This window comes from Nocardia pneumoniae NBRC 100136, from assembly GCF_000308755.1.
GTDB lineage: Bacteria > Actinomycetota > Actinomycetes > Mycobacteriales > Mycobacteriaceae > Nocardia > Nocardia pneumoniae.
The window spans coordinates 1-26,458 of the sequence record NZ_BAGF01000032.1; the positions used below are offsets into that span (position 1 = coordinate 1).

The 26,458-nt window shown below is 69.2% G+C and carries 21 protein-coding genes; 7 read left to right on the forward strand and 14 right to left on the reverse strand.

The window, feature by feature from the left end:
- Window positions 1-169: 169 nt before the first annotated feature.
- The 7 genes from ON34_RS09435 to ON34_RS09465 all read right to left on the reverse strand — a co-directional run bounded on the left by ON34_RS09435 (window position 170) and on the right by ON34_RS09465 (window position 7,417).
- The gene (locus ON34_RS09435; RefSeq protein ID WP_174372018.1) at window positions 170-1,807 is read right to left on the reverse strand and encodes a monocarboxylic acid transporter; all 1,638 of its coding nucleotides are present in this window, start codon (window positions 1,805-1,807) and stop codon (window positions 170-172) included.
- The gene (locus ON34_RS09440) at window positions 1,804-2,160 is read right to left on the reverse strand and encodes a DUF485 domain-containing protein (protein WP_040777069.1); all 357 of its coding nucleotides are present in this window, start codon (window positions 2,158-2,160) and stop codon (window positions 1,804-1,806) included. Before ON34_RS09440 ends, ON34_RS09435 begins: the two co-directional genes overlap by 4 nt.
- Window positions 2,161-2,345: 185 nt before the next feature.
- The gene (locus ON34_RS09445; RefSeq protein WP_040777073.1) at window positions 2,346-4,094 is read right to left on the reverse strand and encodes a sodium/solute symporter; all 1,749 of its coding nucleotides are present in this window, start codon (window positions 4,092-4,094) and stop codon (window positions 2,346-2,348) included.
- A 97-nt stretch (window positions 4,095-4,191) separates the two neighbouring features.
- On the reverse strand, window positions 4,192-4,557 hold the full coding sequence (locus ON34_RS09450; RefSeq protein ID WP_040777075.1) for a hypothetical protein: 366 nt from the start codon (window positions 4,555-4,557) through the stop codon (window positions 4,192-4,194).
- The gene (locus ON34_RS09455) at window positions 4,554-5,342 is read right to left on the reverse strand and encodes a LytR/AlgR family response regulator transcription factor (protein WP_040777078.1); all 789 of its coding nucleotides are present in this window, start codon (window positions 5,340-5,342) and stop codon (window positions 4,554-4,556) included. The genes ON34_RS09450 and ON34_RS09455 overlap by 4 nt, the downstream gene beginning before the upstream one ends.
- A gap of 252 nt (window positions 5,343-5,594) precedes the next feature.
- Window positions 5,595-6,791 (reverse strand): sensor histidine kinase, encoded by a 1,197-nt coding sequence (locus ON34_RS09460; RefSeq protein WP_040777080.1) that lies wholly within the window; start codon window positions 6,789-6,791, stop codon window positions 5,595-5,597.
- A 185-nt stretch (window positions 6,792-6,976) separates the two neighbouring features.
- Window positions 6,977-7,417: a hypothetical protein gene (locus tag ON34_RS09465; protein WP_040777231.1), complete on the reverse strand. Its 441-nt coding sequence runs from the start codon at window positions 7,415-7,417 to the stop codon at window positions 6,977-6,979.
- A 321-nt stretch (window positions 7,418-7,738) separates the two neighbouring features.
- On the opposite strand from ON34_RS09465, the gene dnaE reads away from it, so the two are divergent.
- Window positions 7,739-11,287 carry a DNA polymerase III subunit alpha gene (dnaE, locus tag ON34_RS09470; RefSeq protein ID WP_040777083.1) on the forward strand — a complete coding sequence of 1,183 codons (3,549 nt, stop codon included), beginning with the start codon at window positions 7,739-7,741 and terminating at the stop codon, window positions 11,285-11,287.
- Window positions 11,288-11,296: 9 nt separating this feature from the next.
- Here the strand turns inward: dnaE and ON34_RS09475 are convergent, their stop codons facing one another.
- Window positions 11,297-12,490, reverse strand: coding sequence for a Cmx/CmrA family chloramphenicol efflux MFS transporter (locus tag ON34_RS09475; RefSeq protein WP_040777086.1), 1,194 nt, complete (start codon window positions 12,488-12,490; stop codon window positions 11,297-11,299).
- A gap of 94 nt (window positions 12,491-12,584) precedes the next feature.
- Window positions 12,585-13,157 carry a TetR/AcrR family transcriptional regulator gene (locus tag ON34_RS09480; protein ID WP_040777087.1) on the reverse strand — a complete coding sequence of 191 codons (573 nt, stop codon included), beginning with the start codon at window positions 13,155-13,157 and terminating at the stop codon, window positions 12,585-12,587.
- Window positions 13,158-13,309: 152 nt separating this feature from the next.
- On the opposite strand from ON34_RS09480, the gene ON34_RS09485 reads away from it, so the two are divergent.
- Window positions 13,310-13,708 (forward strand): hypothetical protein, encoded by a 399-nt coding sequence (locus ON34_RS09485; protein WP_051022321.1) that lies wholly within the window; start codon window positions 13,310-13,312, stop codon window positions 13,706-13,708.
- Window positions 13,709-13,713: 5 nt separating this feature from the next.
- Here the strand turns inward: ON34_RS09485 and ON34_RS09490 are convergent, their stop codons facing one another.
- Window positions 13,714-14,331, reverse strand: coding sequence for a class I SAM-dependent methyltransferase (locus ON34_RS09490; protein ID WP_040777090.1), 618 nt, complete (start codon window positions 14,329-14,331; stop codon window positions 13,714-13,716).
- 251 nt (window positions 14,332-14,582) lie between these two features.
- On the opposite strand from ON34_RS09490, the gene treZ reads away from it, so the two are divergent.
- On the forward strand, window positions 14,583-16,322 hold the full coding sequence (treZ, locus tag ON34_RS09495) for a malto-oligosyltrehalose trehalohydrolase (RefSeq protein WP_040777093.1): 1,740 nt from the start codon (window positions 14,583-14,585) through the stop codon (window positions 16,320-16,322).
- A 113-nt stretch (window positions 16,323-16,435) separates the two neighbouring features.
- A complete protein-coding gene (locus ON34_RS09500) occupies window positions 16,436-17,683 on the forward strand; it encodes a serine hydrolase domain-containing protein (RefSeq protein ID WP_040777095.1) in 1,248 nt (415 codons plus the stop codon).
- A 67-nt stretch (window positions 17,684-17,750) separates the two neighbouring features.
- Here the strand turns inward: ON34_RS09500 and ilvA are convergent, their stop codons facing one another.
- Window positions 17,751-19,106, reverse strand: a complete 1,356-nt coding sequence (gene ilvA, locus ON34_RS09505; RefSeq protein ID WP_040777098.1) for a threonine ammonia-lyase IlvA — start codon at window positions 19,104-19,106, stop codon at window positions 17,751-17,753.
- A gap of 76 nt (window positions 19,107-19,182) precedes the next feature.
- On the reverse strand, window positions 19,183-19,617 hold the full coding sequence (locus ON34_RS09510; protein ID WP_040777237.1) for a nitroreductase family deazaflavin-dependent oxidoreductase: 435 nt from the start codon (window positions 19,615-19,617) through the stop codon (window positions 19,183-19,185).
- 86 nt (window positions 19,618-19,703) lie between these two features.
- Between ON34_RS09510 and ON34_RS09515 the strand changes: the two genes are divergently transcribed.
- The 3 genes from ON34_RS09515 (at window position 19,704) to ON34_RS09525 (ending at window position 21,900) form a co-directional block, all read left to right on the forward strand.
- Window positions 19,704-19,937: a hypothetical protein gene (locus ON34_RS09515; protein WP_040777099.1), complete on the forward strand. Its 234-nt coding sequence runs from the start codon at window positions 19,704-19,706 to the stop codon at window positions 19,935-19,937.
- 78 nt (window positions 19,938-20,015) lie between these two features.
- Window positions 20,016-20,621: an MspA family porin gene (locus ON34_RS09520; RefSeq protein WP_245547957.1), complete on the forward strand. Its 606-nt coding sequence runs from the start codon at window positions 20,016-20,018 to the stop codon at window positions 20,619-20,621.
- Between the two features lie 106 nt (window positions 20,622-20,727).
- Window positions 20,728-21,900, forward strand: a complete 1,173-nt coding sequence (locus ON34_RS09525; RefSeq protein ID WP_040777101.1) for a T6SS phospholipase effector Tle1-like catalytic domain-containing protein — start codon at window positions 20,728-20,730, stop codon at window positions 21,898-21,900.
- On the opposite strand, the gene treY is transcribed toward ON34_RS09525, so the two are convergent.
- Window positions 21,886-24,294 (reverse strand): malto-oligosyltrehalose synthase, encoded by a 2,409-nt coding sequence (gene treY / locus ON34_RS09530; protein WP_051022330.1) that lies wholly within the window; start codon window positions 24,292-24,294, stop codon window positions 21,886-21,888. The genes ON34_RS09525 and treY overlap by 15 nt on opposite strands.
- 35 nt (window positions 24,295-24,329) lie before the next feature.
- Window positions 24,330-26,450 carry a glycogen debranching protein GlgX gene (glgX, locus tag ON34_RS09535; RefSeq protein ID WP_040777103.1) on the reverse strand — a complete coding sequence of 707 codons (2,121 nt, stop codon included), beginning with the start codon at window positions 26,448-26,450 and terminating at the stop codon, window positions 24,330-24,332.
- Window positions 26,451-26,458 lie beyond the last annotated feature (8 nt).

Below are 26,458 nucleotides of genomic sequence, written 5' to 3' on the forward strand. Positions count from 1 at the left end.
TCCAGCCGATCAGCCCGCGCCCGGTCGTAGAGTCCCGCATCCGCGTTCGCCTGGGCGGCGAACTCCGGGGTGGGCGGGTAGGCGGTGTCGTCGCGGTTGTCGGTGGTAGCGCTGGTCACGCGAAATCTCCTAACGAAAGAGCGAGGGGGACAAGGAAGACGGGCACTGATCAGTGCACCACCGCCTTTTCGGCGCCGACGCCGGTGAGCGAGCGGACCTCCATCTCGGCGGCCTTGGCGGGGTCCTCGGGTTTGCCGCCGAGGAAGGTGCCGACAATGCCGAGCACGAAGGCCAACGGGATGGAGACGATGCCCGGATTGGACAGCGGGAACCAGTCGAAATCCGATCCAGGCAGCATGGCGGACTTCGTGCCCGAGACCGCGGGGGAGAACACGATCAGCACGATCGTCGAAATCAGCCCGCCGTACATGCTCCACAGTGCGCCGGTGGTGTTGAACCGTCGCCAGAACAGCGAATACAGGATCGTCGGCAGGTTCGCCGACGCGGCGACCGCGAACGCCAGCGCCACCAGGAAGGCCACGTTCTGTCCGTTGGCCAGGATGCCGAGCGCGATGGCGAGCACGCCGATCACCACCGCCGTGATCCGGGAGACCCGGACCTGTTCGCGCTCACCGGCTTTGCCGCGCTTGATGACATTGGCGTAGATGTCGTGCGCGAAGGAGGCCGACGCGGTGATGGTCAGGCCGGCGACCACCGCGAGGATGGTGGCGAAGGCGACCGCGGAGATGATGCCGAGCAGCACCACGCCGCCGAGTTCGAAGGCCAGCAGCGGCGCCGCCGAATTCTGCCCGCCCGCGGCGGCCAGGATGCGGTCCGGCCCGACGATCGCGGCCGCGCCATAGCCGAGCACCAGCGTGAACAGGTAGAACGCGCCGATCAGGGCGATCGCCCAGACCACCGAGCGCCGCGCCTCTTTGGCGGTGGGCACGGTGTAGAAGCGCATCAGCACATGCGGCAGACCCGCCGTCCCGAGCACCAGGGCCAGACCGAGGGACAGGAAGTTCAGCTTCGAGGTCTCGCTGCCGCCGTACTGCGCTCCGGGCGCGAGCACGTCGCGCGCGGCGACGGCCTTGTTCGCCGAATCGGAGACCGCGTTCTGCGCGGCGCCGAGGATGTCGGAGAAGTCGAATCCGAACTTGGCGAACACCATGACGGTCATCAGCGCCGCGCCCGCGATCAGCAGCACCGCCTTGATGATCTGCACCCACGTGGTGCCCTTCATGCCGCCGACCAGCACGTACACGATCATCAGCACGCCGACCACGGCGATCACGACCGACTGCCCGGTCTTGTCGGAGATGTCCAGCAGCAGCGCGACGAGCCCGCCGGCGCCCGCCATCTGCGCGAGCAGATAGAACAGCGACACCGTCAGCGTGGACAGCGCGGCCGCGGTGCGCACCGGTCCTTCCTTCAGCCGGAAGCTCAGCACGTCGGCCATGGTGAATTTGCCCGTGTTGCGCAGCATCTCGGCGACGAGCAGCAGAGCGACCAACCAGGCGACCAGGAATCCGATCGAGTAGAGGAAGCCGTCGTAGCCGTAGACCGCGATGGCGCCCGCGATGCCGAGAAAGCTCGCGGCCGAGAGGTAGTCGCCCGCGATCGCGATGCCGTTCTGCGGGCCGGAGAAACCGCGCCCGCCGGTGAAGTAGTCGGCGGCGCTGGCGTTGTTGCGGCTGGCCCGGATGACCACGACCATCGTGATCGCGACGAAGACGCCGAAGATGGCGATATTGGCGACCGGGTTGCCGACCGTCGCGGCGGCGGCGTAGGTGTGCACGGTGTTCACGCTCGGTCTCCCTCGAGGTAGCCGCGGATGGCCGCCGCGCGCGGATCCAGTTCCCGGTTGGCGAACCGGACGTACAGGGCGGTGATGGCGAAGGTGGAGACGAATTGGCCGAGGCCGAGCAGCAATCCGACGTTGATGTTGCCGAATACCGGGCGGCTCATGAAGTCGTGCGCGTAGGCGCCGAGCAGCACGTAACCGAGGTACCAGAGCAGGAACAGCGCGGTCATCGGAAACACGAAGCGCCGCAGGCGGTTTCGTAGTTCCTGGAATTGGGGGCTCGCCTGGGCTTCGGCGAATTCCGCTGCGCTCGGCGCTCGCCTCTTCGCGAGCTTGTCGAGATCGGGACTGGTCATGAATGGTCCTACCAAGTGACGTGGCTTACTTCTCGAGGACGGTAAACCAGGCGCGCGGGCCGACTGTAGGCTGTGGCGTGGGTCACTCCGTGAAGGTGGCCGAATATGCGGTGAGCGGTCGTTGCGGCGCGACGAACGGTCACGCCGTTCCCACCGCGCTGGCGGGATCGTGTGGCCGGGCGGGATCAGTCCGAGCGCAGGCTGCGTTCGCGATCCGCGCCCATCCCCAAGCGTTCCGGAGCGTGCATCCGGACGAAGATCCGGCCGACCGCTCTGCCGCCGAGCCCGCGGGTGAACGCGCTCACCAGCACCATCGTGGCGAACGCCAGCGGCACGCTGATCGCCGCGGGATAGCCGAGCAGTGCCGCGGGCCAGCCATCGGCCACCTCGCCGGAGAACCCGCCGGTGACCGAGACGACCGTCGCGCCGCCCGCCGCGAGACCGCCCACCACCAGGCCCGCCGCCGCGCCCGCCGCGGTCAGCCCGCGCCACCAGATCCCCAGCACCAGCAGCGGACACAGGGTGGAGGCGGCCACCGCGAACGCCAACCCCACCGTGCGGGACAGATCCAGCGACGCGACGGTCAGCGACAGCGCCAGCGGTACCGTGCCCGCGGCCAGCGCCGCGGTGCGGAAATCGCGGATCCGGCCGCGCAGCATGTCGGTGCTGAGCACGCCCGCGATGCTCACCAGCAGGCCCGACGAGGTGGACAGGAACGCGGCGATCGCGCCCGCGGCGGCCAGCGCCGCGAGCAGCTGACCCGGCAGTCCGGCGACCACCGCCGCGGGCAGCAGCACGACCGCGGCGTCGGAGGTGCCCGTGATCAGCAGTTGCGGCACGTAGAGGCGCGCGAAAACGCCCAGCAGCACCGGGAACACGTAGAACAGCCCGACCAGGCCGATCACCGCCAGCGCGGTCGCCCTGGCCGCCCGCCCGTCCGGGTTGGTGTAGAAGCGCACCAGCACATGCGGCAGACCCATGGTGCCGAGAAAGGTCGCGAGGATCAGCGAGTAGACCTGATAGGTCGGATGCGGCCCGCCCAGCCCACCACCCGGCGCCAGCCAGCCCGTCCCGTCCGCGGGCGCGCCCGCGACGACCGGCACCGCGTCACCCGCCTCCAGCACCAGCCGGGTGCCCGCGGCCAGTTCGTGGGTGCCCGGTGTCAGCGGCACCGAGCCGTCGACCACGTGGTCGTCGAGGGTGCCGGTGATCGAAACCCGCTGCTGGGCGGCGACTCGCACCAGCACGTCGGTGCTCACGTCGACCGTGGTGCGTTCGGACACCACCGGCGGCGCGGGCGCGCCCAGTTCGCGCTCGTCGGCGAGGAAGTGCCCGAGCAGAACCAGCGCCGGGATCGCCACGGCGGTCAGCTTCAACCAGTACTGGAACGCCTGCACCAGGGTGATCGAGCGCATCCCGCCGCCGACCACATTGGCGATCACGATCGCGCCCACCGCCACCGCGCCCACCCAGTCGGGCACGCCGAGCAGCAGGTGCAACGTCAATCCCGCTCCCTGGAACTGCGGGATCAGATACACCGCGCAGATGAGTACCACGACGGTGGCCGCCAGCCTGCGCAAACGCGGCGAGCCCAGCCGGAATTCGGCGAAGTCGGGCACCGTGTACGCACCGGACCGCCGCAGCGGGGCGGCGACGAACAACAGCAGCGCGAGATACCCCGCGGTGAAGCCCACCGGATACCACAGCGCGTCCGCCCCGTACTTGGCGATCAGTCCGGCGACGCCGAGAAACGAAGCGGCCGAAAGGTATTCGCCGGAGATGGCGGCGGCGTTCCAGCGTGGTCCGACGCTGCGCGAGGCGACCAGGAAGTCGGAGGTGGTGCGGGCGAGGCGCACGCCGTACGCGCCGATCGCGACCGTGGCCAGCGCGGCGAGGACCAGCGCGGCCACGGTCAGCGCCGAGCCCGCGATCACGGCGCACCCGGATGCGAGCCGGGAGTCTGCGCCTCAGCCGCACCGCCGCGGTAGCCGGTGGCCCGCTCCGCGCGGGTGGTTCGGGTCGAGCGCATCGTCAATCCTCGGCCAGCTCGAGGAAATCCTGCTCGTTGCGTTCGGCCAGCCGCACATAGATCCGGCCGATCAGCAACAGCAGCGGGTACACCGCGCCGCCGAGCAGCAACCACGGCAACCGGATCCCCAGCACTTCCAGCGAACCGATCGTCCCGATCCGCAGCAGCACGGGCAGCGCGCACAGGACAGCGATCGCCACCAGACCCAATCGCAGCGCGAGCCCGAGTTGCGCGCGGATCAGCCCACCGATGAGCGCCTCGCCGAACTCGGTCTGCTCGGCGACCTCTACCCGCGTGCGCACCCGCCGCGCTCCGCGCCGCTGTGCGAGCACGACGCGCTGACGCACCGGACGCTGCGGCCCGGTCACGGGGTGCCCCGATGCCGGTGGCGGTGCACCAACCGCTGTTTCAGCTCGCGTACCTGCCTGCGGCTGACCGGTAGTTCGACAGCCTGCGCCTCGCCCTCGGCGCGCAGGCACACCACGGTTCCGGTGCCCACCGTCCGCAGCCCGGTGACCAGCCGCAGCGCGACCAGATACGACCGGTGCACCCGGAGGAAGCCCGCGTCCTGCCAGCGGGATTCCAACGCCGACAACGGAATTCGCACCAGATGTGAGCCGCCGCTGGTGTGCAGCCTGGCATAGTCCCCGTCGGCCTCCACCCAGCTGACGCTCGATCGCGGCACCAGCGTGGTCACCCCGCCCAGCTCCACGGGGATGACCTCGCTCGGGTCGGTGCGCGCATCGGCCGCGGGCTGGTGTGGCGCGCTGCGTGCCGCGGCGATCCGCCGCACCGCCTCGGCCAGCCGCGCTTCGCGCAGCGGTTTGAGCAGATAGTCCACCGCCCCCAGGTCGAATGCCGCGATCGCTTGGTCGTCGTGCGCCGTGACGAAGACCACCGCGGGCGGGTTGGCGAACTCCGAGAGGATTCCGGCCAGCTCCATCCCGTCCAGGCCCGGCATGTTGATGTCGAGGAACACCGCGTCGACCGGATGCGCCCGCAGCATCCGCAGCGCGTCGGTGGCGTCGCCCGCCGCGTGGATCTCGCCGATCTCACTTCGCGCGCGCAGCAGATACACCAGCTCGTCCAGAGCGGGTTTCTCATCGTCCACGGCGAGCACGCGCAGCGCCGACTTGCTGGTAACGCGGGTCACAACCGCTCCATCGTAAGGGGGCCTGGTCAGGGCGCGTCCGGATACCGGCGATGGCGCTGCCCCGGCTGCACACGTCGAGCGGATCGGCCCGGCTTGCGTGTGCGGCGGAGGGTCCGGCGCTGAGTGACGCTGCGGGCTGAACGGGCCCCTTTGCATGTGGGGCGGAGCTGCGGCGGTCAGGAAAGTACTGCGCGTGGGGGCGGACGTCCGGCGGTCACGAGGCACCACGCGGGTGCGGTCGCGCTCCCCGCCTCAGGCCCGGATGCCCGCGCGGAACTTGGGGACGCGCAAGCTGACCTTCGTGCCCGCGCCGGGCGCGGTCTCCACGACCAAGCCGTAGTCGTCGCCGAAGGCGGCGCGCAGCCGGTCGTCGACGTTGGCCAGTCCGATATGGGCCGACTCGCCGGAGCCCGTCCCGGTGTCGACGGCATCGAGCGCGCCGGAGCGCAACAGGTCCGGGTCCATGCCGACGCCGTCGTCCTCCACGCTGATCACGCAGTCGGTGCCCGCGTCGGTGGCGACGATGCTGACGGTGCCGCCGTGCGCGGTGCCCGCCAGCCCGTGCCGCACCGCGTTCTCCACCAGCGGCTGCAACGCGAGGAAGGGCAGCACCACGCCGAGCACCTCGGGCGCGATGCGCAGCCGGACCTGCAACGCGTCGCCGAAACGCGCCCGCTCGAGCGCGAGGTACCGCTCGATGTTGCGCAGTTCGTCGGCCAGCACCGTGAACTCGCCGGCGGCGCGGAAGGAGTACCTGGTGAAGTCGGCGAACTCGAGGATGAGCTCGCGGGCGCGCGCCGGGTCGGTGCGGACGAACGAGGCGATGGTGTTCAGCGCGTTGTAGATGAAATGCGGGCTGATCTGCGCACGCAGCGCGCGCACCTCGGCGCGGTCCAACCGTGCCCGCGACGCGTCCAGCTCGGCCAGTTCGAGCTGGCCGCAGGCATATCGGGCCACTTCGGCGACCGCGCCGAGCCGCCCCGGCCCGGGCTGTCCGGTGCTCACGACGCCCAGTACCCCTGCCACGCCGGAGGAGTCGATCAGCAGCGGTTGCGCGATCAGCGTGCGCCCGGCGTGCTCGCCGCGCCCCGGTCCGGCGACGAGCACCGGTCGCTCGCCCGCGACGGCGCGCTCGGCGGCTTCGGTGAAGCATGCCGCCAGCTCGCTGTGTGGACCATCCCAGGCGAGCAGCGTCCCGTCGGGGTCGGCCAGCGCGAGCGCCTCGGCGCCGGTGAGCACGCGCAGGTGCGGCGCGGCCTCACGCGCGGATCGCTCGGTGAGCCCGCGGCGCAGCGGGACCGCCGCCAGCGACGCGGTGTGCAGCGCCGAGTGCACCGCCCGCTCGGCGGGAGTGGTCACCACCCTGCGGGTGCGCGACCAGATCAGCAGCGCGCCCGCGAGCAGTGCCGCCGCGGCCACGATGGCGAGCGCGGTGGTCACGGCGGGCATCGGAGCGAGCGGTTCATGAGCCGATTATCGCGTCGAGGATCCGTGCCGTCGGCCCGGACGCCGAGAAACAGACCGCGCGGCCGCTCATGCGACCGGCTCGGTCCACCTCCATGGGCGATGGTCGACCGAGTGCTCGCCACCTACCGGCTCGGGCCGCCCTTGGCGGCGTGGCCTTCGTACCGGCTCTAGCCCTGGTACTGCGGCACCGTGAACTCGACGGTGCCCGGCTCCGGAAAGTGGAGGGCGCCGATGGCGACCGTCGCGGTGAACTGGCCGATACCGGGTGCGAACAGGGTGGAGTGCCCGCTGTTCGCCCAGTAGCCGGGCCCGTGGGCGATCACCTGGAACGCACCTGTCTGGCCGGTGGCCACATTCCGCCAGTTCAGCGTGACCGGCAGAGTGCACGGCCCGGCGCCGAGCAGGGTGGAACTCACCGTGAACGCCGCTTGGTTGGGGTAGGCGTCGCCGTTGACCGACATCTGCACCTGGCCCGCGCACGGTCCCTGCGCGAGGGTGTACACCGTGGCGAACTCGACGGCCGGAGAGGCCGCGGCGGGTGCGGCCGTCGCGACCAGGGTTGCCACCGCCACGGCGGGAACGGCCAACAGCGCTGTCGTCGAATTCATCGACACCTCCACAGGTTTCCAGAACATCCGTGTCCGTCATGCCGCGCGTCCGTCCCCGATCCGACCGGCGCGGTCGTGGGGAGGAAGGCCGAGACTACCGCTGTGCGGCGACCGCGGTGGGGGAGTTCCGGCATTCGGCGCGACCCGACACTCGCGGAAATCGGACGCTCGCACGGCGAGTCGCCAGGACGCGCCGGTGACCTTTCTCACCGACACGCCGGGCGCGGACCGGACGCCCGCGCGCCGTGGAAAACCCGTCGGTGGGCACCCCTAGAATCGGTCCAGCCAACCCCCGTCGAGACTTTGGGAGGAAGGACCGTCTTGGCCGCCTCGTCCGGATCGTTCGTCCATCTGCACAACCACACCGAGTACTCCATGCTCGATGGCGCGGCCAAGATCTCGCCCCTGTTCAGCGAGGCGAAACGGCTGGGGATGAACGCGGTCGGAATGACCGACCACGGCAACATGTACGGTGCATCGGAGTTCTACAACTCCGCCAAGAAGCACGACATCAAGCCGATCATCGGCATCGAGGCCTACATCGCGCCCGGCTCCCGCTTCGACACCAAGCGCGTGCAGTGGGGCGATCCGAGCCAGAAGGGCGACGACGTCTCCGGCTCGGGTGCCTACACCCACATGACCATGGTCGCGGAGAACGCGACCGGTCTGCGCAACCTGTTCAAGCTGTCCTCGCTGGCCTCCATCGAGGGCCAGCTCGGCAAGTGGGCGCGCATGGACGCGGAGATCATCGCCCAGTACGCCGAAGGCATCATCGCGACCACCGGCTGCCCGTCCGGTGAGGTGCAGACCCGGTTGCGCCTCGGGCACGACCGCGAGGCGCTGGAGGCGGCGGCCAAGTGGCAGGAGATCTTCGGGAAGGACAATTTCTTCCTCGAGGTGATGGACCACGGGTTGTCCATCGAGCGGCGGGTCCGCGAGGGATTGCTGAACATCGGCAAGCAGCTGGGCATTCCGGCGCTGGCCACGAACGACTGCCACTACGTCACCAAGGATCAGTCGGCCAACCACGAGGCGCTGCTGTGTGTGCAAACCGGCAAGACGCTGTCCGATCCCACCCGTTTCAAGTTCGACGGTGACGGCTACTACCTGAAGTCGGCCGAGGAGATGCGCGCGCTGTGGGATGCCGAGGTGCCCGGCGCGTGCGACAACACGGTGCTGATCGGCGAGCGGGTCCAGTCCTACGACGACGTGTGGGCCTTCAAGGACCGCATGCCGGTCTTCCCGGTGCCCGAGGGCGAGGACCAGGATTCCTGGCTGCGCAAAGAGGTCGAGCGCGGCCTGCGCCGCCGCTTCCCCGGCGGGGTGCCCGAGGAGTACTTCACCCGCGCCTACTACGAACTCGACGTCATCAAGCAGAAGGGCTTCCCGGCCTACTTCCTCGTCGTCGGCGACCTCGTGTCGCACGCGCGGGAAGTCGGCATCCGCGTCGGGCCGGGCCGTGGTTCGGCGGCCGGTTCGCTGGTGGCCTACGCGCTGGGCATCACCAACATCGATCCGCTGCCGCACGGCCTGCTGTTCGAGCGCTTCCTCAACCCCGAGCGCCCGTCCGCGCCGGATATCGATATCGACTTCGACGATCGCCGCCGCGGTGAGATGGTCCGCTACGCCACCGAGAAGTGGGGCAGCGACCGGGTCGCCCAGGTGATCACCTTCGGCACCATCAAGACCAAGGCCGCGATCAAGGACTCCGCGCGCGTCCAGTTCGGCCAGCCCGGCTTCGCCATCGCCGACCAGATCTCCAAGGCGCTGCCGCCGCCGATCATGGCCAAGGACATTCCGCTGTCGGGCATCATGGACCCCGAGCACGAGCGGTACAAGGAGGCCGCCGAGGTCCGCGAGCTCATCGGCAGCAATCCCGACGTCGCCAAGATCTACGAGACCGCGCGCGGACTCGAGGGCCTGATCCGCAACGCGGGCGTGCACGCCTGCGCGGTGATCATGTCCTCCGAGCCGCTGATGGACGCCATCCCGGTGTGGAAGCGGCCCCAGGACGGGGCGATCATCACCGGCTGGGACTACCCGTCCTGCGAGGCCATCGGCCTGCTGAAGATGGACTTCCTCGGTCTGCGCAACCTCACCGTCATCGGTGACGCGCTGGACAACATCAAGGCCAACCGCGGCATCGACCTGGACATGGACAACCTGCCGCTGGACGATCCGGCGACCTACGAATTGCTCTCGCGCGGCGACACTCTGGGCGTCTTCCAGCTCGACGGCGGCCCCATGCGCGACCTGCTGCGCCGCATGCAGCCCACCGGCTTCAACGACATCGTCGCCGTGCTCGCGCTCTACCGTCCCGGCCCGATGGGCATGAACGCGCACAACGACTACGCCGACCGCAAGAACGGGCGGCAGCCGATCACGCCGATCCATCCCGAGCTGGAAGAGCCGCTCAAGGACATCCTCGCGGAGACCTACGGCCTGATCGTCTACCAAGAGCAGATCATGTTCATCGCGCAGAAGGTCGCCTCCTACTCGATGGGCAAGGCCGACGCGCTGCGCAAGGCGATGGGCAAGAAGAAGCTCGAAGTCCTCGAAGCCGAGTACAAGGGCTTCCGCGAGGGCATGACCGCGAACGGGTTCTCCGAGGGCGCGGTGAAGGCGCTGTGGGACACCATCCTTCCGTTCGCCGGGTACGCGTTCAACAAGTCGCACGCCGCGGGCTACGGCCTGGTCTCGTTCTGGACCGCCTACCTCAAGGCCAACTATCCGGCCGAGTACATGGCGGGCCTGCTCACCTCCGTCGGCGACGACAAGGACAAGGCCGCGGTCTACCTCGCGGACTGCCGCCGCCTCGGCATCACCGTGCTGCCGCCGGACGTCAACGAGTCCGAGCAGAACTTCGCCTCCGTCGGCAAGGACATCCGCTTCGGTCTCGGCGCGGTGCGCAACGTCGGCGCGAACGTGGTGGCCTCGATCATCCAGGCGCGCAAGGAGAAATCGAAGTTCACCGACTTCTCCGACTACCTGAACAAGATCGACGCGATCGCGGCGAGCAAGAAGGTCACCGAATCGCTGATCAAGGCGGGCGGGTTCGACTCCCTCGGGCACCCCCGCAAGGGCTTGATGCTGATCCACTCCGACGCCATCGACGCCGTGATGGCCACCAAGAAGGCCGAGGCGATGGGTCAATTCGACCTGTTCGGCGGCTTGGACGCGGACGAGTCGGTGACCTCGGTGTTCAACGTGAAGGTGCCCGACGAGGAGTGGGAGGCCAAACACCGGCTCGCGCTGGAGCGGGAGATGCTGGGGTTGTACGTGTCCGGGCATCCGCTCAACGGCGTCGAGCATGTCCTCGCTGCACAAGCCGATACGCAGATCCCGGCCATCCTGGAAGGGGATGTCAAGGACGGCACGCAGGTGACCGTCGGCGGCATCCTGGCCTCGGTGAACCGGCGCATCAACAAGAACGGTCTGGCCTGGGCGTCGGCGCAGCTGGAGGACCTCACCGGTGGCATCGAGGTGCTGTTCTTCCCGCAGGCGTACTCGGTCTACGGCATGGACGTCGTCGAGGACGCCGTGGTGCTGGTGAAGGCTCGCGTCTCGGTCCGCGACGACCGTATCTCGTTGATCGCCAACGATCTCGCGGTGCCCGACCTGTCCGCGGTCGGCGTGGCCAAACCGCTTTCGGTCACCATCACCACCCGCATGTGCACGCCGGACAAGATCGGCGAACTCAAGCGGGTCTTGTCCAGGCACCCCGGCACGTCGGATGTCCATATCCGCCATGTCGGTGCCCGAGACAAGACCACGCTGTGGAAGCTGGACGAACGGCTGCGGGTCTCGCCGTCGTCCGCCCTGATGGGCGACCTGAAGGCGCTGCTCGGCCCAGGCTGCCTCACTTCCTGAATCCGGGGGCTAGCGGCCCACGTCGGCCAGTGCGGTGTCGGGCGCCGAAGCCCGCACCGGCTGTTCGCGGTCGAGGGCATGGCTCCACGCGACGGCGCCGAGTGCGGCGATGCCGAGGGCAGCGCCGATCCAGGCCACCGCGGCGTAGCCGAAGCCGGCGCCGATCGCGAGGCCGCCGAGCCAGGGTCCGGCGGTGATGCCGACATTGAACGAGGAGATATTGGCGGCGGCGGCCAGGGTGGGAGCGTCGCCCGCGAGCGTGAAGACGCGGCTGTTCAGGGTCGGGTTGATGCCGAATCCGAAGGCGCCCAGCAAGAACGACAGCAGAACGACGGGAATGGCGTATTCGGCGGTCAGGGCCAAGAGCACCGAGGTGAGCACCACCCCGGCGATGCCGACGTACAGGCTGCGGAGCGGATGAGTGTCGGCGGTGCGGCCGCCGACCGCGATGCCGAGGAACGCGCCGAGTCCATAGATGGCCAGTACCACGGGAATCCAGCCGTCGGCCAGTTTCGTGGTGTCCGACAGCAACGCGCCGAGGTAGGCGAAGCTCACCAGCAGCGCACCGGTGGCGAGGGCGGTGACGCCGTAGGACAGCCACAGCGACGGACGCACCATGGTGCGCAGTTCGGCGCGCACCCGCGGCGCCGTGGCCGGACGTCCATCGGGGATCTTCGCCAGCACACCGAGCATCGCCGCCGCGCACAGCAGCGCGACCGCCCAGAACGCGGCGCGCCAGCCCCAGTGCTGCCCGATGACGGTGCCCGCGGCAAGTCCGAGGATGGTGGCCACGGTCAACCCGCCCGCGACGATGCTCATGGCCTTGCCGCGCGCTGTGGCAGGGACCAGGCTGATCGCCGTGGTCGCGGCCACGGCCCAGAACCCGGCGTAGACGAACGCGCCCACCGCCCTGGTCGCGAACAGCACCCAATAGTCGGAGGTCAGCGCCCCGACGACGTGGGCGCCGACGAACACCGCGAGAAAGGCCAGCAGCGCGGTCCGCCGCGACCAGCGCAGCGTCGCCACCGCGAGCACGGGTGCGCCCACCAGCATGCCCAGGGCGAACGCCGAGATGAGCAGGCCCGCGCGCGGCACGGAGACGCCCAGGTCACCGGCCATCTCGGTGAGCAGGCCCGCGAGCATCAGCTCCGAGGTGCCCTGGGCGAAGATCGAGAGACCCAGGACGTAGATCGCCAGGGGCATCGGTACCTCCTTGTTTTGTACTGATCTATCCAAAATGGACCCGCGGCGACGCTGCCGCTGGGTGCGCAAAGGGTTGGTGGCTACGCGGCGGTGCTCAGAGTGCGCCGAGCGCGGTGGTCGCGATGGCGGTGAGCGTCTCCCGGTCGGCGCCGCCTCGGGCGGCCAGCCGCATGCCGCTGATCGTGGCGATCACGAAATGAGCGAGTGCGCGCGGGTCTTTGTCCGCCGCGATCTCGCCTGCGCGCCTGGCGTTGTCGAATGCCGCCGAGAGTGCGGCGAGCCGCTGTTCGTGGTCGGCGCGCAGGATCGCGGCCATCTCGGGGTCGCGCGGGGCCAGTTCGACGGTCGAGTTGAGCACCAAGCAGCCCAGCGGGTCGTCTTCCGGCGCCTCGACGATCTTCCACAGGAGTGCGCGGATCTTCGCCCGTACGTCGCCGTCGCTGTCGAGCAGCTCGAACGTCTCGGCGTTCTTGGTCGCCATGTAGCGGCGCAGGGCGCGCTGGAACAGGTCGCGCTTGCTGGTGAAGGTGTTGTAGATGCTGCTGCGGCCCAGTCCGGTCGCGGCGCAGAGGTCCTCGGTGGAGGTCGCCTCGTATCCGGTGCGCCAGAACGCCCGCATCGCCGCGTCCACCGCGCGATCCTCGTCGAACAACCTGGGTCGTGCCATGGGGCCACGCTAGCACAGTTTTGAACAGATCATTCCAATATCTGTCCGCTGCTGGTTTCCAGCGGTTTGCAAGCGGCTGTTAAGCATTCGGCAGGCGGTTTCGCGGACAGTACCGGGGCAAGGCCGTTCACCTACGGAAAACGAGGATCATCATGCAAGCCATACTCCGCAGCCTGCGTCTGCTCGTACTCGGCGTGACCATGCTCGCGGCGTTCGCCGTCGCGACCGTCGGCGCGGGCGCAGCGAGCGCGAGCGCGGTGTACGAGATCGAGTTCGCACCCGGGTCGGATCGCGCCTCGGTGAGCGGAGCGGTGATTCGCGGCGAGGCCGACACCTATCTGCTCGAGGCGCGGGCGGGGCAGACGCTGAGCACCGAGCTCACCTCGGTCGAAGGCAATGCGCGTTTCAGCACCACCGCCCCGGACGGACGCGTCCTCTGCGTCGAGGAGACCTCGAGCCGGATCACATTGCCGCACAATGGCTACTACGCGATCACCGTGGCGCCGAGTCGCGGCAACGCGACCTACACCCTGTCGGTGCGGATCGTCTGAACTCCTCAGGGCGAGACAGCGACGCCGAGGGTCTGGGCGGCCTCGAAGCGGGGGGCGCCCTCGCCGTAGAACGACTCGGCCTCGCGGATCTCGAAACCGGCGGCCGTCAGCAGAGCGCGGATGTCGCGGTTCAGGTGACAGCCGCCGAACAACCTCTTCTGGACGGGGTTCAGCCGGTTCTGCCAAACCTGCACCGTGTGGTCCGGTGCCAGCCCGTGCTCGACGAAATGCAAGGTTCCACCGGGCACAAGCACCCGGCGCACTTCGGCCAGCGCGGTCGCGATGTCGGGAATGGTGCACATGGTCCAGGTCGACAGCGCGCAGTCGAAGGTGTTGTCCGGGAAGGGCAGTGACTGCCCGTCCAGCCCTGCCCGCTCGATGGGCACGGTAGACGCGGTGACGCGCTTGCTCGCCAGTCGCCACCCGAGGTCGGCGGGCTCGACCGCGCTGACCGACGCGACCGTCTCCGGGTAGAACGGCACGTTGTGTCCCGACCCGAACCCGATCTCCACGACCCGTCCGTGCAGCCCGGCGCACACGCGCTCACGCAGCGGTTCGTTGACCCGCATCCCGCAGGCGACATTCACGATCCGGGGGACGACCTGCTCGCCATAGATACCCACACCCCCACTCTCGCAGGGATCGCGCATGCAGACCAGAGGCGCGCAGCGCTCGTGGGCACTGGCGGCGGTGCTGTGTCCGTGTCGATGCGCGATAGGTATCCAGCGAGGGATCGGTGGATTCCCCGGCCGACAGCGTGGGTGGGTTCATGCCGAGGCTGTCGCTTTGCCGGACGGACAGCTCGCGACGTGTTCCGCTGCCAACCGGGTGTTCGTACCCGGCGAACCGCGCACGCTCATGGGATGCTGGCGCGGTGACTGTGTTCGAGGTGTGGGCGCCGCGGCCGGAGTCGGTGCGGCTCGACCTGGACGGCGTGGTGCACCCGATGACGCGGTCGCCGGACGGCTGGTGGCGTGCCGACGTCCCCGCCGCGAGCGGAGCCAGGTATGGATTCCTGCTCGACGACGACCCGGCCGTGCTGCCCGACCCGCGATCGCCGCGTCAGCCCGACGGGGTGCACGCCCGTTCGGCCCGGCACGCCCTCGATCCTGCGGTGTGGACCGACGCGGGCTGGACCGGGCGGCCGCTGGCCGGAGCGGTCTTCTACGAGCTGCACATCGGGACCTTCACCGCGGCGGGCACCTTCGACGCCGCGATCGAGCGGCTCGACCACCTGGTCGAGCTGGGTGTCACCGTGGTCGAGGTGATGCCGGTGAACGCCTTCGACGGCACGCACAACTGGGGCTACGACGGTGTGCTGTGGTACGCGGTGCAGGAGAGCTACGGCGGCCCCGACGGCCTGCAGCGGTTCGTCAACGCCTGTCATGCCCGCGGGCTGGCGGTCTGCCTCGACGTCGTCTACAACCACCTCGGACCGTCCGGCAACTACCTGCCGCGCTTCGCGCCCTACCTCACCGAGGGCCGCAACACCTGGGGGCAGAGCCTCAACCTGGACGGCCCGCAGTCCGATCACGTGCGCGCGCACATCATCGACAACGCGCTGCGCTGGCTACGCGATTTCCACATCGACGCCCTGCGCCTGGACGCGGTGCACGCCCTGGTCGACCGGACCGCCACGCATCTGCTCGCCGAACTCGCCGTGGCCGCCGAACGCCTCGCCGCCCACCTGCGCAGGCCGCTGACGCTGATCGCGGAGAGCGATCTGAACGACCCGAGACTGATCACTCCCCGGGCGGCCGGTGGCTACGGCCTGGCCGCACAGTGGAACGACGACCTGCACCACGCCGTCCACAGCGCCGTGTCCGGCGAACGGCAGGGCTACTATGCCGACTTCGGCTCGCTGCGCTGTGTGGCGCGGACGCTCACGCACGGATTCTTCCATGCCGGAACGTATTCGAGCTTCCGCGGCCGCACGCACGGCCGCCCGATCGACACCGGCCTCGTCCCGGGCAGCGCGCTGCTGGCCTACACCTGCACGCACGACCAGATCGGCAACCGAGCCGTCGGCGACCGGCCCAGCGCCTACCTGACCGACGGCCAGTTGGCGATCAAAGCCGCACTGGTGCTGTGCTCGCCGTTCACGCCGATGCTGTTCATGGGAGAGGAGTGGGGCGCCCGCACGCCGTTCCAGTTCTTCACCTCGCACACCGATCCGGTGATCGCCGCCGCGACCGCGACCGGACGCAAGGACGAGTTCGCCGAGCACGGCTGGTCCACCGATGAGGTGCCCGACCCGCAGGATCCGCGGACCTTCCAGCGCTCGAAGCTGGACTGGGACGAACTGGAAAAACCGGCCGGTGCCCGGCTGCTGTCCTGCTACCGCGCTCTGCTCGCCGTGCGCAGGGACCGGGCGGAGCTCAGCGACCCATGGCTGACCCATGTTTCGGTGGATTACGACGAGGTCGCGCGCTGGATCGTGGTGCATCGCGGCACGCTGGCCCTGGTGTGCAATCTGGGCGAGGACCAGGTGGCCGTGCCGGTTGCCGGTCTGCCGCTGCTGTCCTGGGACGCTCCGATCGTAGGCCCTTCTTCGACAACCGTTCCCGGCCATTCGTTCACGCTGCTGGACACGGCGCCGCCGGGCCCCCGATGACCGCGGTGGAAAGGTAAGAACCGGCCCCTATCTGGGCGTTTGTTAAATAACGTACTCACAACTGTCCGAGACAGAACTTTGCCGGATGTGATCCACGCCATTACCGTGGAGGGATGAGCAACGTCGCTTCCGGGGACCTCGCGGCTCTTCCCCCGGGTATGGGTGGCAGCGCTGCCGCCGAATTCGCACCGTTCGTGCGTGCTTTCGCGCGGGCGTTCGGCAACCGCCGAGGTGCCGGAGCGGCGTTCTCGCTGCATCGGTACGGCCAGCCGCTGGTAGACGTCTGGGTCGGCTCCGCTGGCGACGCTCCGTGGACCAGAGACACCGGCACCCTCATCTTCTCCGCCACCAAGGGCATCTCCGCCACGGTCGTGCACCGTCTCGCCGACCGCGGATTGCTCGACTACTCCGCCCCCGTCGCCGAGTACTGGCCGGAGTTCCGGGCCAACGGCAAACACAAGATCACCGTTCGCCAATTGCTGACCCATAGAGCGGGTCTGTCCGCACTGGCTCCGATCGCCACCGGCCTGGCCGACGTGCTCGATCACCGGCTCATGGAGCAGCGCTTGGCCGCGGCCGAACCGGACCGTCTGCTCGGCGTTCCCACCTACCACGCACTCACCTTCGGCTGGCTGGTCGCCGGTCTGACCCGCGCGATCACCGGTACCAGCCTGGGCGAGCTGTTCCGCACCGAGGTCGCCGAGCCGCTCGGCATCGGCGGCCTGCACCTGGGCAGGCCGCCCGCGGACGCGCCGATCAGCTACGCGCCGCTGGCGGGCACCCAGCTGAGCACGCTCGGAAAGCCGCTCGGCGCAGCGATTCTGGGCCGCAGCCATCGGATTCCCGGCGCGCTCGGCGCCGCGACGCGGTGCCTGTTCCTGCCCGGCCTGGAAGCCATTCTGGAGGGTGTGAATCCGCCGATCCTGGACACCGAGCTGGGCGCGGGCAACGGCGTGTGCACCGCCCCCGCGCTGGCCACGATGTACGGCGCGCTGGCCAACGACGGTGTGCTGGCCGGTCGCAGGTACCTCGGCGGGCACACCATGAAGGCGCTGCGCCGCATCGAGACCTACCAGCCCGACCGCGCCCTGTTCTACGCGCCGATGCTGTGGCGACTCGGCTACCACTCGCTGCCGATGCCGGGCGCGCACGCCGGGTTCGGGCACATCGGCCTCGGCGGCTCGTTCGGCTGGGCCGAACCGCGGCTGGGTCTGTCGGTCGGGTTCGTGCACAACCGGCTCTCCGTCGCCCAGCTGCATTACGACCAGTCGGCGGCGTTCTGGCTGCTGCCGCTCATGCTGAACTGCCTGCGCGCGGCGCGCCGCCGGGTGCAGGTCACGGAGGCGCCGAAGGCGGCGTGAGCCCCGGCGGCCGGATCGACGTGGCCGGAGTTCGAGACCGTTGTGGCGAGAATCGCCCCGGGCCGGTTCAGGTCAGGTAGCGGTAGGCGGGCGTATCGGGCTCGAGGCGCTCGCACTGGATCGGGGACTGCCGCATCCGTTCCAGCAGTGGCCCGAGCCCGTCCGGTGCGCCCAGTTCGATGCCGACCAGCGCCGCGCCCGTCTCGCGGTTGTTGCGCTTGACGTACTCGAACAGCGTGATGTCGTCGTCGGGGCCGAGTACCTCGTCCAGGAACCGGCGCAGCGCGCCGGGCTCCTGCGGGAAGTCCACCAGGAAGTAGTGCTTGAGGCCGCGATGCACCAGCGAGCGCTCGATGATCTCGCCGTAGCGGGACACGTCGTTGTTGCCGCCGGACACCAGGCACACCACCGTCGACCCCGGCTCGACGGTGATCTCGGCCAGTGCCGTCACGGTGAGCGCGCCCGCGGGTTCGGCGATGATGCCCTCGTTCTGGTACAGGTCGAGCATGGTCGTGCAGATCGCGCCCTCGTCCACCTGCATCATCTGGAAAGCGCCCGCGCCCTTGGGGTATTCGGCGGTGGTCAGCAACGGCAGCGAGGCGTGCGAGACCACCCGCCCGCCGAAGCCGGACACCGCGGCGAACGGCACCGAGCCGACCCGCCGCACCGCGGCGCCGTCCACGAACGGATCGATCTCCGGCAGCGTCACCGGGCCGCCCGCCACCAGCGCGGCCGTCATCGAGGCCGCGCCCGCGGGCTCCACGCCGAGGATGCCGGTGCGCGGGGACCGTTCGCGCAGGTAGGTGCCGATACCGGCGAGGCAGCCGCCGCCGCCGACCGGCACGATCACCAGGTCGGGGGAGGAGCCGAGCTGATCCAGGATCTCCGCGGCGATGGTGCCCTGACCGGCCGCCGTGCGCGCGTCGTCGAAGGGCGGCACCATGGTCGCGCCGGTGCGCGCCACGTCGTCGGCGGCGGCCGCGGCGGCCGCGTCGTAGGTCTCGCCGATGGCGATCAGTTCGACGAACTCGCCGCCGTGCGCGCGGATGCGATCGCGCTTCTGCTTCGGCGTCGTGGTCGGCACGTAGATGCGGCCGGTGATCCCCATCGTCTGGCACGCGAACGCGACGCCCTGCGCGTGGTTGCCCGCGCTGGCCGCGACCACGCCGGCGGCGCGCTCCTCCTCGGTCAGCTGGATGACGAGGTTGTAGGCGCCACGCAGCTTGTAGGAGCGGACCGGGCCGAGATCTTCCCGCTTGAGATAGACGTTCGCCCCGGTCAGCTTCGAGAGCCGGTCGCTGCGCTGCACCGGGGTCGGGTCGATGACGTGGGCAATTCGCTTGGCGGCAGCATCGATCTCGTCCGCGGTGAGCGCGGGACGAGTAGCGGACAGTGCGTCGAGGACCTCGAGCGGATTGGACACTCGAAATATGCTGCCACCTGCCGCGGCGGGAAGCTGCGGCGGGTGGCAGTGACACGGTGGCTACCTCGCGTCCGGACTACCTGGGGGTGAGGACGAAGACCGGGATCTGGCGATCGGTCTTGGTCTGATAGTTCGCGTAGTCCGGCCACACCGCGACCGCGCGCTCCCACCACAGCGCTTTCTCCTCGCCGAAGACCTCGCGCGCGGTGTAGTCCTTGGTGACCGTTCCGTCGCGCAGCTCGACGTGCGGGTCGGCTTTGATGTTGTAGTACCAGACCGGATGCTTCGGCGCGCCGCCCAGCGAGGCGACCACGGCGTATTCGCCATCGTGCTCTACTCGCATCAGCGGGGTCTTGCGCAGCTTGCCGGTCTTGGCGCCCTTGCTGGTCAGCAGGACGACGGGCTTGCCCTGCAACGTCGTGGCCTCGGTGCCGCCGGAGTTCTCGTAGCTCTCGGCTTGCTGGCGGGCCCAGTCGGAGGTACTCGGTTCGTATTCACCTGTCAATGGCATGTCTGCGGGAACGCGGTGGTGATCCGGACTGTTCCCGGGACCGAAGTTCGCTCGCCCGAACATTCGTTTCCGACTACCCTGAGGGCATGGCAGTGGTCCACCCTCCCGCACGCGGCGCGACGATCGACATCGCCGGTAGCGCGTGGCCGGTGTACAAGCTCGACGCGGTGGTCGTCGGGTTGGTGACCTGCCTGTTGCTGACGCTGATCACCGGATCGCCGCAAGTGGCGGTGCTGGCCGCGGCCGCGCTGGGCACGGCGTGGTGGGTCGGTGGGCTGGCGGCTGTCCGCCGGGGTTCCTCGGCCCGGAGAGGGTCGTAACCGGACATAACGACTGGATCACTCCCTCGTCGTGTCGCGCGCCACTGTAATAGCTATCTGCTACTACAGTCCTCCCCTATGCCGTCGAATGTCATGAAAGCGCTGCTCGTAGCAGCGGGAACTGTCGTGGCCTGTGTTCCTTCGATCGCGCTCGCCCCGGCGGGGGACGCGGAGATCATCAGCATGCCTGCGCACGAGAAGCAATTCACCTCGCCCAACGGGATGGCCTTCATGGTCGGAAGCCGGGACGAGACGATCAATCGCATTCCACCGCTGAACATGATGGGTACGACCAGGGAGGCCTTCGTCAGCGGCACCGCCTACGCCCGGCTCGAAGGAGACGCCGCGGGCAAGCTCCGGATCGGATATCACGTCGGCTGCGCCGTGAACATCGGCACCGGCACCATAGGTTTCCAGCCCGACATCGTCATCGCCCCGCAGGCATTCCTCAACATCGGCCCGGTCGCCGTCCTCGACCTCGGCCCCGGCGAGGTCGTCGAGGTGCCGATCCGCGAGAAGGAGCTGATCCCCGGCAAGCTCGTCCAGATCGTCATGCGCGACTTCCCGCTCCGGGTCAACGCGTGCAGCGGCCCGGTGACGCTGCGCCAGTACGCCTATGTCGATCTCGCGACACCCGAATTGGACGACTCCGGCGCGGTATTCGGGGATCCCAGCTGGCTTTGACGCGCGTACCCGGCCTCGCCCATTAACGTTGTCCCGCCCATCCCGCGATGAATTCGAGTAGTCGATTACGCGGGTCACGGCGGGACAGCGGCGGGAGGATGAGGCCATGAAACGCCTCGTTGTGTGTTGCGACGGCACGTGGAAGGCCGAGTCGAGCAGCACGGTATCGAACATCATCAAGATCGCGCAGACGATACGGTTCGACGCGCCGGGGCCCGCGGGGGAGACGATCCAGCAATGGGTCACCTACGTGTCCGGCCCCGGCGCCCGGGGCTTCCTCTCCGACCGCCTGATGGGCGGCGCCTTCGGGCTCGGACTCGAGGCGAACCTCTCCTCCGCATACTGGCATCTGGCCCTGAACTGGGAAAAGGGCGATGAGATCTACATTTTCGGCTTCAGCCGCGGCGCCTTCACCGCCCGCAGCCTGGCCGGGCTGATCAGCCGCGTCGGCATCATGACCCCGGAAGCGATGATCAACGGCAAGTACCCGGAGGCGTTGCGGATCTATCGGCAGCGCCCGCCCGCGAAGACCCCGGACAACCCGGATCCGCCGGAGCCCGCCCACTGGAAGGAGTTCCGCCGGAAGTACGCCAGGAAGGCCAAGATCGACTTCCTCGGCGTGTTCGACACCGTCGGCGCGTTGGGCGTGCCAGGGCTCACGTCGCTTCGGCACCGGTTCCACGACGTCAAGCTCTCCCGCGACGTGCACTGCGCCCGGCAAGCCCTGGCCATCGACGAGCGGCGGCGCAACTTCGAACCGTCAATGTGGGAGGTGCCGGTCGAACCGACGGTGAAGTACCGTCGCGGATTCGAGCGGGTCAAGCAGGTGTGGTTCCCCGGCGTGCACAGCGACATCGGCGGCGGCTACGCCGAATGCGGCCTGTCCGACGTCACGCTGCAGTGGATGGTCCGCGAGGCGGAGTCGGTCGGGCTCGCGTTCGACCGGGACCGGCTGGCGGAGCTGTCGAAACGCTGCGGCACCGCGGGCGGGGACCACATGCGGCTGCACGACTCGCTCGGCATGGGCTACCGGCTCCTGAATGTGGTCCGCACGCTGCGCCGCCCGCGCAGCCGCCGCTTCCACTGGGATTCCTGGCGCCGGATGGCCACGCCGACCGACCAGGGCATCCGGCTGGCCTCCAGCACCCAGGACGCGCTGGACTACCATCCGGCGAACCTGCGGCGGTGGCGCGAGGAACTCGGCGGCCTGTTCCCGGAGGAGCTGTTCGAGAAGGTCGACGCGGTGACCGACGCGTCGGCGTGCTCAGCGGACCAGTAGCGCGACCGGCAGCCGGGCGAACACCTTCTCCAGCCGGGCCCGGCCCTGGAACGTGTGACCGGTCAGCCGGTCGGTCCAGTTGCCCGCGGGCAGGTCGAGAAACGTGTCGCCCCATCCGGTTTCGGCCAGGCCCACGCTGTGCCGGGTGGCGGCGACGATCACCTCCGGGGCTTCGCCCGCGCGGCCGCGCGCGTAGGACACCACCTTGCTCGCGTGGTCTCCGGTGGCGAACAGCGGCCGATAGCTGCCGCCGACGAAGCAGTCGGGACGTTCACGGCGCAGCCACAGCGCATACGCGACGATCCACATCTTCGCCGCGCCGGTGGTGTCCAATGCCGGTGTGCCGGTGAGTGATTGCAGCATGCCCGCGCGGGCGGCGAAGTCCACCGGACGGCGGTTGTCCGGGTCGACGAGGGAGTCCTCCCACAGCTCGCAGCCCTGGTAGACGTCCGGGATGCCGGGGCCGCACAGCTGCAGCAGCTTCTGCGCCAACGAGTCCGACCAGGCGTGCGGCGCCAGCTCGTGCACCAGGTCGCCGAGTTCCGAGCCGACCGGACCGTCGATCACCGCGTCCACCCAGGCGTGCACGGCGGCCTCGAATTCGGCGTCCGGCTCCTCCCAGGAGGTCTTGACGTTCGCCTCCCGGATCGCCTTCTCGGCGAACACGTGCAGGCGTTCCCGCAGGCCCGGCACCGACCCGGCGGGGCGGCCGTCCGCTGGCCACACGCCGAACATGTTCTGCAACAGGAACAGCGCGGTCGCGCCGTCCGGGGCCGGCGTGGTCTCCAGCCAGGATTCGACATTGCGCGCCCAGGTCTGCGCGGCCTGGGACAGCACGCCGATGCGGGCGCGCACGTCCTCCCCGCGTTTGGTGTCGTGCGTGGACAACGTCGTCATGGTCGCGGGCCAGCGCTGCGCGCGTTGACTGTTGGACAGGTGGAACTCGTTGAGCGAGTGGCCGAAGCGGGCCGGGTTGCCGCCCACCTCCTGCAACGAGACCAGCCGCCCGGCCTGATAGAACATGGTGTCCTCGACCGCCTTGGCGGTCACCGCCCCGCACACCTGGCTGAAGCGCACCGCCGCGTCCGAGTCGGCGGCCAGCGCAGCGACCAGCACCGCCAGCGGGGCGGTGAGCTCGTTGTTGCGTTTCTCCACTTCGGCGATCACCGCGCCGACCATCCCGGCCAGCGGCGCGTAGTCGGCCCGGTACACCGGCATGAACGCCAGCACCTCGATGGTGGCGTTGGTCAGTGCCATGGTGTCGAAGCTCTCGGCATGGGCGTCCTGCTTGATCGCGGCGACCAGCCGCCGGATCTCCGGCGCCAGAATGCTTTCCGCGACCGCCCGCTTGATCCGGTGCTCGGTCTCGCCGATCCACGCGCGATCGCTGCCGTGCCCGGCGACCCGCCGCGACAGCTCGGTGAGCGCCGGTTCGCCGCGCGGGTCGATCAGCACGCCGCCGAAGTCGGCCAGCGCCTCGTAGCCGGTGGTGCCGTCCACCGGCAGCGTCTCGTCCAGCGGCTCCCGGTTGGCCAGGATCTTCTCCACCAGCAGCAGCCGGTGCGGGCCGATGAGCCTGCGCAGCCGGATGAGGTAGCCGACGGGGTCGGACAACCCGTCCGGATGGTCGACCCGCACGCCGTCGATCAGATCGTGCTCGCACCAGGCGGCCAGTTCACGGTGGGTGACGTCGAAGACCTCGGGGTTCTCCTGGCGCAGCGCGGCCAGGCTGCTGACCGCGAAGAATCTCCGATAGGTGCACAACCCGGCCTTCCAGCTCACCAGCCGGTAGTGCTGCTTGTCGTGGATGCGCAGCGCGTTGTCGCCGTCGGTGCCGGGCGCGATCGGGAAACGCAGATCGTGCAGCGCCAGCATGGGTTCGGCGCCGGAACGGTCCACGGTGAGCGCGGCGGGGTCGTTCTCGCTCTGCAACACCGGCAGCGCCAGCCGTCCGCCCGCGCCGTTGCCCGGGCTCCAGTCGATGTCGAAATAGTGCGCGAACCTGGACTCCTGGCCGTTCCGCAGCACATCCCACCACCAGGCGTTCTGCCGTGGGTCGGCGACGCCGACGTGGTTGGGCACCAGATCCACGATCAGGCCCATGCCGCGGCTGCGCACTTCGTCGGCGAGCGCCTTGAGGCCGGTCGGGCCGCCGAGTGCGGCGGAGACCGTGGTCGGGTCGGTGACGTCGTAGCCGTGCGTGGAACCGTGCGTCGCGGTCAGGATCGGCGACAGGTAGAGGTGCGAAATGCCCAGCTGCTGAAGGTATTCGGCGATAGCGCGGGCTTCGGCGAAGGTCAGCGCGTCCGGTCGCAGCTGTAGCCGGTAGGCGCTGCGGATCGTCGTCTGGCGGGCGGGCTTGCGGCGCAGGGATACCGGATCGGTCACGTGCATCTCGGTGGAATCGGGTGCGGTCATCGGCATTCGGGTCAGGCGGCCTGGCGGAGGACGAGGAGACAGCGAGCTTCGACGGTGACGGTGGCGCCCCCGGCGTACTCGGCGTCGGCCGAGCCGGTCGGCGTCGAGCAGTCCAGTGCCACCGACCATGCCGCGCCGTCGCCGGTGGCGGGTAGCGCGAAGTCGATGGCCTCGTCGTGGGCGTTGAAGCAGAGCAGGAACGAGTCGTCGGTGATCCGCTCGCCGCGCGGGCCCGGCTCGGGAATGCCCGCTCCGTTGAGATAGACCGCCAGCGACTTGCCGAAGCCGCTGTCCCAGTCCGCGTCGGTCATCTCCTCGCCGGACGGGGTGAGCCAGGCGATGTCGCGGGCGTTGCCGCTCGACCCGAGCGGCCCCCCGGCGAGGAACCGCCTGCGCCGGAAGACGGGATGCTCGGTGCGCAACGCGATCACCGTACGGGTGAACGCGAGCAGGTCGGCGTTCGTCTCCCGCAGCGACCAGTCCATCCACGCCAGCGGCGAGTCCTGGCAGTACACGTTGTTGTTGCCGTACTGGGTGCGGCCCATCTCGTCGCCGTGCGCGAGCATGGGCACCCCCTGGCTGAGCACCAGCGTCGCCAGCAGGTTGCGGCTCTGCCGGTCGCGCAGCGCGAGGATCTCCGGATCGTCGGTCGGTCCTTCGACACCGCAGTTCCACGACCGGTTCCAGCTCTCGCCGTCCCGGTTGCCCTCGCCGTTGGCCTCGTTGTGTTTCTCGTTGTAGGACACCAGATCCCGCAGGGTGAACCCGTCGTGCGCGGTGACGAAGTTGATGCTCGCGCTGGGCCTGCGCCCGGTGGCCTCGTACAGGTCGGAGGAGCCGGTGAGCCGAGAGGCGAACTCGCCAAGCGTCGCGGGTTGCCCGCGCCAGTAGTCGCGCACGGTGTCGCGGTATTTGCCGTTCCACTCCGTCCAGAGGCCGGGAAAGTTGCCGACCTGATAGCCGCCCTCGCCCACGTCCCACGGCTCCGCGATGAGCTTGACCTGGCTCACCACCGGATCCTGCTGCACCAGATCGAAGAACGTCGACAGCCGGTCCACGTCGTGCAGTTCCCGCGCCAGCGTCGCGGCCAGGTCGAAACGGAATCCGTCGACGTGCATGTCCAGGATCCAGTAGCGCAGCGAATCCATGATCAGCTGCAAGGTGTGCGGGTGGCGGACGTTGAGGCTGTTTCCGGTGCCCGTGTAATCCATGTAGTGCGACGGGTCGTCATCGACCAGGCGGTAGTACGCGGCGTTGTCGATGCCGCGGAAACCGATCGTCGGGCCGCGGTGGTCGCCCTCGGCGGTGTGGTTGTAGACCACGTCGAGGATCACCTCGATGCCCTCGACGTGCAGCGCCCGCACCATCGCCTTGAACTCGGTGACCGCCGAACCGGCGCGGTCCATCGCCGCGTACTCGTTGTGCGGCGCGAGGTAACCGAAGCTGTTGTACCCCCAGTAATTCCGCAGACCCTGGTCCAGCAGCACCCGGTCGTGCAGGAACTGGTGCACCGGCATCAACTCGATCGCGGTGACGCCCAACCCCTTCAAATGGTCGATGACCGCGGGGTGTGCGATACCGGCGTAGGTGCCGCGCAGTTCCTCGGGCACTTCGGGGTGCGTCATCGTCATGCCTTTGACGTGCGCCTCGTAGATCACCGTCTCGTGGTAGGGCCGGTTCGGCGCCCGGTCGGTGCCCCAGTCGAAGTACGGATTGATCACCACGCCGGTCATGGTGTGGCCGAGCGAGTCCAGCCCATAGGTGTAGAGCGACGGGTGATTGTCGAAGTTTCCGTCGAACGCTTTGCCGTACGGATCGAGTAGCAGTTTGCTCGGGTCGCAGCGTAATCCGCGATCGGGGTCGTAGGGGCCGTGCACCCGGTATCCGTAGCGTTGGCCGGGCTCGATCGCGGGGAGGTACGCATGCCAGACATACCCGTCGACCTCGTCCAGCGCGATCCGGGTTTCGGTGCCGTCCCCGGCGACGAGGCAGAGTTCGACCGCGTCGGCAACCTCGGAGAACACCGAGAAATTGGTACCGGCTCCGTCGTAGGTGGCTCCGAGCGGATAGGCGGTGCCGGGCCAGACACCCAGTGGTGTCGCGTCGCTGGGCGCTGCGTCGGGCTGAGCCATGGCAACGA